This is a genomic window from Kitasatospora sp. NPDC093679 (assembly GCF_040683455.1).
GTDB lineage: Bacteria > Actinomycetota > Actinomycetes > Streptomycetales > Streptomycetaceae > Kitasatospora > Kitasatospora arboriphila.
The window spans coordinates 150971-159091 of the sequence record NZ_JBFBDW010000014.1; the positions used below are offsets into that span (position 1 = coordinate 150971).

Here is an 8121-nt window from a genome sequence, read left to right on the forward strand (position 1 = left end):
CGCCCGCGCGACAGCCCGGAGGGAGCCTGCTCAGACCAGGCCGGCGAGGAGCTCGGCGACCGGCTTGCGGCGGCCGGTGAAGAACGGCACCTCCTCGCGGACGTGCAGCCGGGCCCGGGACGGGCGCAGGTCGCGCATCAGGTCGACGATCCGGTGCAGCTCGTCGGCCTCGAAGGCGAGCAGCCACTCGTAGTCGCCGAGGGCGAAGGAGGCGACCGTGTTGGCCCGGACGTCCGGGTAGCCGCGGGCCATCCTGCCGTGCTCGGCGAGCATGGCGCGGCGCTCCTCGTCGGGCAGCAGGTACCACTCGTAGGAGCGGACGAACGGGTACACGCAGACGTAGTCGCGGGCGCGCTCGTCGGCGAGGAACGCCGGGATGTGCGACTTGTTGAACTCGGCCGGGCGGTGCAGCGCCATGTTCGACCAGACCGGCTCCAGCACGCGGCCGACGGCGGTGCGGCGGAAGCGGTTGTACGCCTCCTGCAGGTCGTCCGAGTCCTCGGCGTGCCACCAGACCATGACGTCCGCGTCGGCGCGCAGGCCGGACACGTCGTAGGTGCCGCGCACGGTGACGTCCTTGGCGGCGAGCTGGGCGAAGAGCTCGTCCACCTCGGCGGCCAGGGCGGCACGGTCCTCGGGCAGCTCACCCTTGAGCTTGAACACCGACCACATGGTGTAGCGGATGACCTGGTTGAGGTCGCGGGCCTTCTTCTTCACGGGCTGCTGTTCAGTGCTCTCAGTCATGTCCTCATTGTCCCTTCCGGGGCCCCGACGCCGTCCGCCGGGGTCAACAAGTCGTTGACGGCGCGGCGGGCGCTGCCGATGCAGGCAGGGATGCCCACGCCGTCGTAGGCGGCGCCGCAGACCGCCAGCCGGCCGGCCTGCGCGACCAGCCGGCGGACCCGGGCCGTCCGGTCCAGGTGGCCCACCGGGTACTGCGGCAGTCCGGCCCGCCAGCGGGTGACCGCGGTGGCGAACGGCGCGGCGCGCAGCCCGGTCGCCCGTTCCAGGTCGGCCAGCGAGCGGGCGACGAGCTCCTCGTCCGGCAGGTCGAGGGCGGCCTCCTCGCGGTGCCGGCCGAGCGAGGTCCGCAGCAGGAAGGCCCCGGGGGCGGCGCGGTCCAGCCAGCCCCACTTGTAGGAGGAGAAGGTCGAGGCCTTGATCGCCCGGCCGTCCACGGGCGGGACCAGGAAGCCGCTGCCGTACGGGAGGGCGGCCGCGTCGGTGCGTTCGAAGGCCATGGTGACCAGGGCCATCCCGGCGTACTCGACGGCGTCCAGCTCGGCCGCGGCGGCGGGGACGTCGGGGCGCAGCAGCGCGGCCGCCTGCGGGGCGGGCACGGCCAGCACCACGGCGTCGGCGTGCAGCACCTCGCCGCCGACGGCCACCCGCCAGCCCTCGGGGGTGCGGCGCAGTGCGTCGACGGGGCTCGCGGTGCGCAGGTCGGCGCCGGCGCGGCGCAGGTGGGCCGCGGCGGCCTCCGGCAGGGTGCCGAGTCCGCCGCGGATGCCCTGGAAGACCGGGCCGGCGTCGGGGCGGGCCCGGCCGACGAGCTCGTGCACGCCGTCGACGAGCGGGCCGCCGCTCCGGGCGAGCGGGAGCAGTTGCGGGACGGCGGCGCGCAGCGAGATCTCGTCGGCGTGGCCGGCGTAGACGCCGCCGAGCAGCGGTTCGACGAGCCGGTCCACGACCTCGCGGCCGAGCCGGGCGGAGACGTAGGCGCCGATCGCGACGTCCTCGCCGACGCTGGTCGGGCGCTCGTGGCGGGCGCGGTCCAGGCCGTCGGCGGAGAGGACCTCGGTGGCGGCCAGCGCGTCGAGGTCGCCGGGCACGCCCATCAGCTGGCCGCCGGGCAGCGGGCGCAGGGCGCCGCGGGTCCAGATGGCGGCCTTGGCGCCGGTGGGCGGCTCCAGTTCGTCGGCGAGGCCGACGGCGCGGGCCAGCTCCACCGCTTCGGGGCGGCGGGCGAGCATCGACTCGGCGCCGAGGTCGACCCGGACGCCGCCGACCTCGCCCGCCATCAGCTTGCCGCCGAAGCGCTCGGACGCCTCCAACACGGTGACCCGGTGCGGGCCGTCGGTCAGGAACACCGCTGCGGCGAGTCCGGCGATGCCGCCGCCGATCACCACGACATGAGGTTCTGCCATGTCCCGCAGTCTCGCACTCCTTAACCCCCGGGCCCGGGGTGCCCCGCTCGGCCGCGGCCGGTCCGTCCCGGCCGGACTGTCGGCGGCCCGTCAACTCCGCTTCCCCGCACGGGCGGTGTACACCGGGGCGAGGCCGGACCGTGACCCGTTCGGGACCGCCGGGACGGGTCCGGACGGGCCGCGGGCGCGTCCAATGGTGCGACCTGCGCGGAAGGCCGCGCGGAGGGACCAGGGGAGGACGGACATGGGGCGCACGGACACGGGGCGCACGGGCAGACGGGTGCTGGCGGGCACCGCACTGGCGGCGGTGCTGCTGCTGAGCGGCTGCGGCGCGGAGGGCGGCGGCCGCTCCTCCTCGGACGCCGCGGCACCCGCCCGGGCGGCGGCGCCGAAGGCCGAGCCGACCGCGGGCGGGGGCGCGGCCGGGGCGGGGGCGGCGGACCGGCCGGCCGGGCAGCCGACCGCGGCGGGCACCGGCAACCCGTCCGGCGCCCCCGCCCAGAACGCCGCCGACCACCGCTACATCGCCTACTCCGGCCGCCTGGTGCTGCAGTTGAAGGCCGACGACAAGGGCGGCACGGCGGAGGCGGTCCGCCGGACGGCCACGGACACCGGCGGCTACGTCGGCAGCGAGTCGCTCTCCGACAGCGGCGGCGCGGAGGCCGGGCGGCTGGTGCTGCGGGTGCCGTCGGCCCGCTACCAGCAGGCGATGGACCGGCTGGCCGGCCTCGGCACGGTGGCCTCCCGCAGCAGCGACGCGGACGACCTCACCGAGCAGGTGGTGGACACCGAGAGCCGGCTGAAGACCCAGCAGGCGTCGGTGGACCGGGTGCGGGCGCTGCTCGCGGACGCGAAGTCGCTCTCCGAGGTGGTGTCGCTGGAGAGCGAGCTGACCCGCCGGGAGGCGGACCTGGAGTCGCTGAAGCAGCGCCTGCAGGAGCTGGGTTCGCAGACCTCGCTCTCCACGATCACGGTCGAGCTGCGCCGGGCCGCCGATGTGCCGGTGGCGGAGGAGAAGCCGGAGCGGGGGCTGTGGTCGGCGGTCGGGCACGCGTTCGCGGGAGGCTGGCACGCCCTACTGCTGCTGGTGCGCGGGCTGCTGGTGGCGCTGGCCGCGCTGGCGCCGTTCCTGGCGGTGCTGGCCCCGGCGGCCTGGCTGCTGCGGCGCGGTCTGAAGCGGCGGGCGGCGTCCCGGCCCGCGCGGCCGGCGCCGCCGGTGCCGGTCTGGGGAGTGCCGCGGCAGGCCGGTGCGCCCGTCCAGGCACCCGCGCAGCCGCAGGCCGCGGCGGCCGGACCGAAGCCGTCGGCCGACCCGGAGCCGTCGGTCGACCCGGAGCCGCCGGCCGGTCCGCAGCAGGCGGACGGGGAGTGACGGGGCGGCGGGGCCGGGAGACCGGCCCCGCCCGTCCGGTCAGCGGGCGCTGGCCTCGTGCACGAAGGCGACCAGGCGGGTCAGCGCGTCCGGGTCCATGGTCGGCATGACGCCGTGTCCGAGGTTGAAGATGTGGCCGCTGTCGCCGAGCGCGGCGGCGGCGTGCAGCACCTCGCGGGCCTTGGTCTCGACGACGTGGGTGGGGGCGTAGAGCACGGCCGGGTCGAGGTTGCCCTGCAGGCCCTTGTCCGGGCCGACCCGGTCGGCGGCGACGTTCAGCGGCACCCGCCAGTCGACGCCGACCACGTCCGCGCCGGCCTGGCCCATCAGTCCGAGCAATTCGCCGGTGCCGACGCCGAAGTGGATCCGCGGCACGCCGTAGTCGGCGACCGCCTCGAAGACCTTGGTGCTGGCGGGCATCACCGAGCGGCGGTAGTCGTCCGGGGCGAGCGCGCCGACCCAGGAGTCGAAGAGCTGCACGGCGGAGGCGCCGGCCTCGATCTGGATCTTCAGGAAGGCGGAGGTGATCTCGGCCAGCCGGTCGACCAGGCCCGCCCAGAGCTCGGGCGCGCCGTACATCATGGCCTTGGTCTTCTCGTGGCTCTTCGACGGGCCGCCCTCGACCAGGTAGCTGGCCAGCGTGAAGGGGGCGCCGGCGAAGCCGATCAGCGGGGTGGCGCCGAGCTCGTCGACGAGCAGGCCGACGGCCTCGGTGATGTAGGGCATGTCGTCCGGCTCCAGCGGGCGCAGCCGCTGCAGGTCCTCGACCGTGCGGATCGGGTCGGCGATCACCGGGCCGACGCCGGGCTTGATGTCCACGTCGATGCCGACGGCCTTGAGCGGCACCACGATGTCGCTGAAGAAGATCGCCGCGTCCACCCCGTGCCGGCGGACCGGCTGCAGCGTGATCTCCTTGACCAGCTCGGGCCGCATGCAGGAGTCGAGCATCGGGATGCCCTCGCGCACCTTCAGGTACTCCGGCAGCGAGCGGCCGGCCTGCCGCATGAACCAGACGGGGGTGTGCGGCACCGGCTCGCGGCGGGCGGCGCGCAGGAAGACGGAGTCGTACGCGGCGCCGCGGCGCACGGTGGACTGCGGGTCGGTCTGGGCTGCGGGGCTCGCCGCGGGTGTCTCGCTCACGGGTCAAATCTTCGCACGCGCCGTGCGCGCGGCGGCCCCGGGCGCCTCGTAGGTTCGTCCGAGATGTCCGACCTGTGGCGCTACGGCGCGCCGCACCGCGGGAAGTTGCTCGGATTGGGGCCGCGGGCGACCTAGGCTTCCCTCCATGGCAGCGGTCGGCGGACACCCCGCACAAGGTGGCGGAACGGACAAGGAGGCGGCGCCGATCGAGTTCCGCCGTGCGGTCGAGGCGCTCGCGGGCGCCCGGCTCCGGCCCGAGGTGCAGCTCTCCCCCGCGCCGGCGCCCCGACGGCTGGCACCGTTCGCGTGGGCGGTGACCGCCACGGTCGAGGTGGACGGCGACGAGCTCGCGGACGGCCGACTGGTGCTGTTGCACGACCCCGCCGGGCAGTCCGCCTGGAACGGCGACTTCCGGGTCGTCACCATGACCCGTGCCGAGCTGGAGCCTGAGATCGCCGGCGACCCGATGCTCGGCGAGGTCGGCTGGGCCTGGCTGATGGACGCGCTGCAGGCGCACGGCGCCGGCTACGGGGAGCCCGGCGGCACGGTGACCCGCTGCGCCTCGCACTACTTCGGCGCGCTGGCCGAACGCCCGGCGTCGACCGAGATCGAGGTGCGGGCGTCCTGGACGCCGGCCGACAAGCGGTTCGAGCGCCACCTGGCGGCCTGGGGCGACCTGCTGTGCATCTGCGCCGGCCTGCCGCCCACCGCGGGGGCGCCGATGCCGCTGCCGGACGCCCCGTCACTCGGCGGCGTGGTGCCGATGCCCGCCCGGCGCCGGCCGCGCCCGCACTGAGCCCCGCGGCGGCCCCGCACCGAGCCCCGGCGGGCCCCGCCCGTCCCGGGCCGCTGCCCTTCCGGGGGACGCCCGGGCGGTCCGGCGCAGCGCCACCCCCAGGGCTGATGGAGTGTGACTTCCGCCCCGGTCTGTGTCAATTACCCGGCTGAAATTGATCATTTCGATCCGGTTGCGATCGAATCCGTGCGATTCCAGGGCATGTCGTATCAGTCACCTGCGCGATTTGTCCGTATTGTTACTCACTAGATCGTGATCTTTCGCTAAAGCCGGGCACGGATGATGCCGAAGGTGTCAGTGACCCTTTCCGAACGCGGAACACTCCGACCGCCCCCATCGGGGTTCCGTCCGCCACTCCCCACAGGAGGCCTGGTGTCGGTCCTTCTCGAGCACCCCGCAAACGTGGTCGCGTACCGTCCGACGAAGCCCACCGCCATGGTGGTCATCGCCGACCCGCGCGTCCGAAACACCGTCACCCGGCACCTGTGGGCCCTGGGTGTGCGCGACGTGATCGAGGTCTCCTCGATCGCCGAGGCCCGTCCGCGGGTCGCCACCCCACGCGACATCTGCATCGCCGACGTGCACCTCCCGGACGGCTCCGGGCTGACCATCCTGGCCGAGACCCGCGCCGCGGGCTGGCCCAACGGCCTCGCGCTCTCCGCGGCCGACGACATCGGGGCCGTCCGCTCCGCGCTCGCCGGCGGCGTCAAGGGCTACGTGGTCACCGGCACCCGCACCAACCTCGCCATGCCCGGCCGGCCCGGCCTGCCGCTCGGCGCCGCCCACCTGGCGGGCCGGATGCGCCGTCCCGGCATGCCGGGAGTCCCCGGCGCCCCCGGAGCGGCGGGCACGCCCGGAGCACCCGGCGCGCCGGGCGCCCCCGGTGCGCAGCCCACCGCGTACCGGGAGCTTTCGGGCCGCGAGGTCGAGGTGCTGAGGCTGGTGGCGGAGGGCCAGTCCAACAAGGCGATCGGCGTGGCGATGGGCCTGTCCGCACTGACCGTCAAGAGCCACCTCGCGCGGATCGCCCGCAAGCTGGGCACCGGCGACCGGGCCGGCATGGTCGCGGTCGCGCTGCGCACCGGCATCATCCACTGACGACCGGACCGGCCCGGCCCCCGCGCGGGCCGGCTCCGGCGCAACCGTCCGGCGGAGGCCCGGAGGAACGTTTCCTCCGGGCCTCCACCCGGTCCGAAGACCGGTGATCGGCCGGTCCGGACCAGGTCGGCCCACCCGTCCGGGACCGATGGCCGACCGGCCACGGGCCGGGGGCATATGTCCGAACGCGGTCTGACCAGTCCGACAACACTCCCGGCCCCGTACGCCGTCGTACCCTTGGGGGGTGACCGACGCCGTAGCAGCCATCCCAGAAGAGACAGCCCCGGTCCCGCTCCTCGAACCGCGGGAGGGGCTGCCACCCGTCGTCGCCGACGAGCAGGCGCTCGCCGCCACGGTCGCGGCCTTCGCCGCCGGGCGGGGCCCGGTCGCCGTCGACGCCGAGCGAGCCTCCGGCTACCGCTACGGCCAGCGGGCCTACCTCATCCAGCTCCGCCGGGCTGGCGCGGGCACCGCGCTGATCGACCCGATCGCCTGCCCGGACCTGCACGCCCTCGGCACGGCCCTCGCCGACGCCGAATGGGTGGTGCACGCCGCCACCCAGGACCTGCCCTGCCTCGGCGAGGTCGGCATGCGCCCGCGGACGCTGTTCGACACCGAGCTGGCCGGGCGGCTCGCCGGCTTCCCCCGGGTGGGCCTCGGCCCGATGACCGAGAACGTCCTCGGCCTCTCCCTGGCCAAGGAGCACTCGGCCGTCGACTGGTCCACCCGCCCGCTGCCCGAGCCCTGGCTGCGCTACGCCGCTCTGGACGTCGAGGTGCTGGTCGAGCTGCGCGACGCACTCGAGCAGGAGCTGGACGCCCAGGGCAAGCTCGACTGGGCGCTGCAGGAGTTCGCGGCGCTCGCCGCGGCACCGCTCCCCTCCCCCCGGGTCGACCCCTGGCGGCGCACCTCCCAGCTGCACAAGGTCCGGCGCCGCCGCCAGCTCGCCGCCGTCCGCGAGCTCTGGCAGACCCGCGACCGGATGGCCCGCGAGCGGGACGTCTCCCCCGGCCGGGTGCTGCCCGACGCCGCCATCGTCAACGCCGCCCTCGCCATGCCCACCAACGCCGCCGGCCTGGTCGCCGTCCAGGGCTTCGGCCCCCGGGTGAACCGCCGCCAGGTCGAGCAGTGGCTCGCCGCGCTGCAGCGGGCCCGCGAACTGCCCGAGTCGCAGCTGCCGGCCGCCACGGCACCGCACGACGGACCGCCGCCGCCGCGGGCGTGGGCCGACAAGGACCCGGTGGCGGCGGCACGGCTCAGTGCGGCGCGGGCCGCGGTGACGGCGATGGCCGAGGAGAAGCACCTGCCGGCGGAGAACCTGATCACGCCGGACCTCGTGCGGCGGGTCTGCTGGGAGCCTCCGGCGGTGTCCGACGCCGACAACATCGCCGCCTCGCTGCGCCGGCTCGGCGCCCGCCAGTGGCAGACCGACCTGGTTGCCCCGGTCCTCGCGACCGCCTTCGACCAGGCCGCGAGCTAGGGCGCAGCCCGGAATCAGGGGCGACCCACGGGGGCGCGGGGAACCGCGCGGGACGGAAGGCGGCGGTCCGCACCTTCCGTCCCGCGCG

7 protein-coding genes are annotated in these 8121 nt (G+C 75.7%); 4 read left to right on the plus strand and 3 right to left on the minus strand.

From position 1 onward, the window contains the following. Positions 1 to 30: 30 nt before the first annotated feature. Together hemQ and hemG are read right to left on the minus strand one after the other, a co-directional pair. Positions 31 to 744, minus strand: coding sequence for a hydrogen peroxide-dependent heme synthase (hemQ, locus tag AB0O09_RS15160; RefSeq protein ID WP_363542102.1), 714 nt, complete (start codon positions 742 to 744; stop codon positions 31 to 33). Beyond that, positions 741 to 2147, minus strand: coding sequence for a protoporphyrinogen oxidase (hemG, locus tag AB0O09_RS15165; RefSeq protein ID WP_363542103.1), 1407 nt, complete (start codon positions 2145 to 2147; stop codon positions 741 to 743). Before hemG ends, hemQ begins: the two co-directional genes overlap by 4 nt. Positions 2148 to 2391: 244 nt before the next feature. On the opposite strand from hemG, the gene AB0O09_RS15170 reads away from it, so the two are divergent. After that, entirely contained in the window at positions 2392 to 3519 is a 1128-nt protein-coding gene (locus AB0O09_RS15170; RefSeq protein ID WP_363542104.1) for a DUF4349 domain-containing protein, read from the plus strand. 39 nt (positions 3520 to 3558) lie between these two features. Here the strand turns inward: AB0O09_RS15170 and hemE are convergent, their stop codons facing one another. Further along, on the minus strand, positions 3559 to 4605 hold the full coding sequence (hemE, locus tag AB0O09_RS15175) for a uroporphyrinogen decarboxylase (RefSeq protein ID WP_363542117.1): 1047 nt from the start codon (positions 4603 to 4605) through the stop codon (positions 3559 to 3561). 199 nt (positions 4606 to 4804) lie between these two features. Here hemE and AB0O09_RS15180 point away from each other — a divergent pair, with 199 nt between their 5' ends. The 3 genes from AB0O09_RS15180 (at position 4805) to AB0O09_RS15190 (ending at position 8033) form a co-directional block, all read left to right on the plus strand. Then, positions 4805 to 5455, plus strand: a complete 651-nt coding sequence (locus tag AB0O09_RS15180) for a DUF3000 domain-containing protein (protein WP_344625725.1) — start codon at positions 4805 to 4807, stop codon at positions 5453 to 5455. Positions 5456 to 5827: 372 nt separating this feature from the next. Then, on the plus strand, positions 5828 to 6553 hold the full coding sequence (locus AB0O09_RS15185; protein WP_359981895.1) for a response regulator transcription factor: 726 nt from the start codon (positions 5828 to 5830) through the stop codon (positions 6551 to 6553). A 244-nt stretch (positions 6554 to 6797) separates the two neighbouring features. Next, positions 6798 to 8033: a ribonuclease D gene (locus AB0O09_RS15190; protein WP_363542105.1), complete on the plus strand. Its 1236-nt coding sequence runs from the start codon at positions 6798 to 6800 to the stop codon at positions 8031 to 8033. Positions 8034 to 8121: the final 88 nt, after the last annotated feature.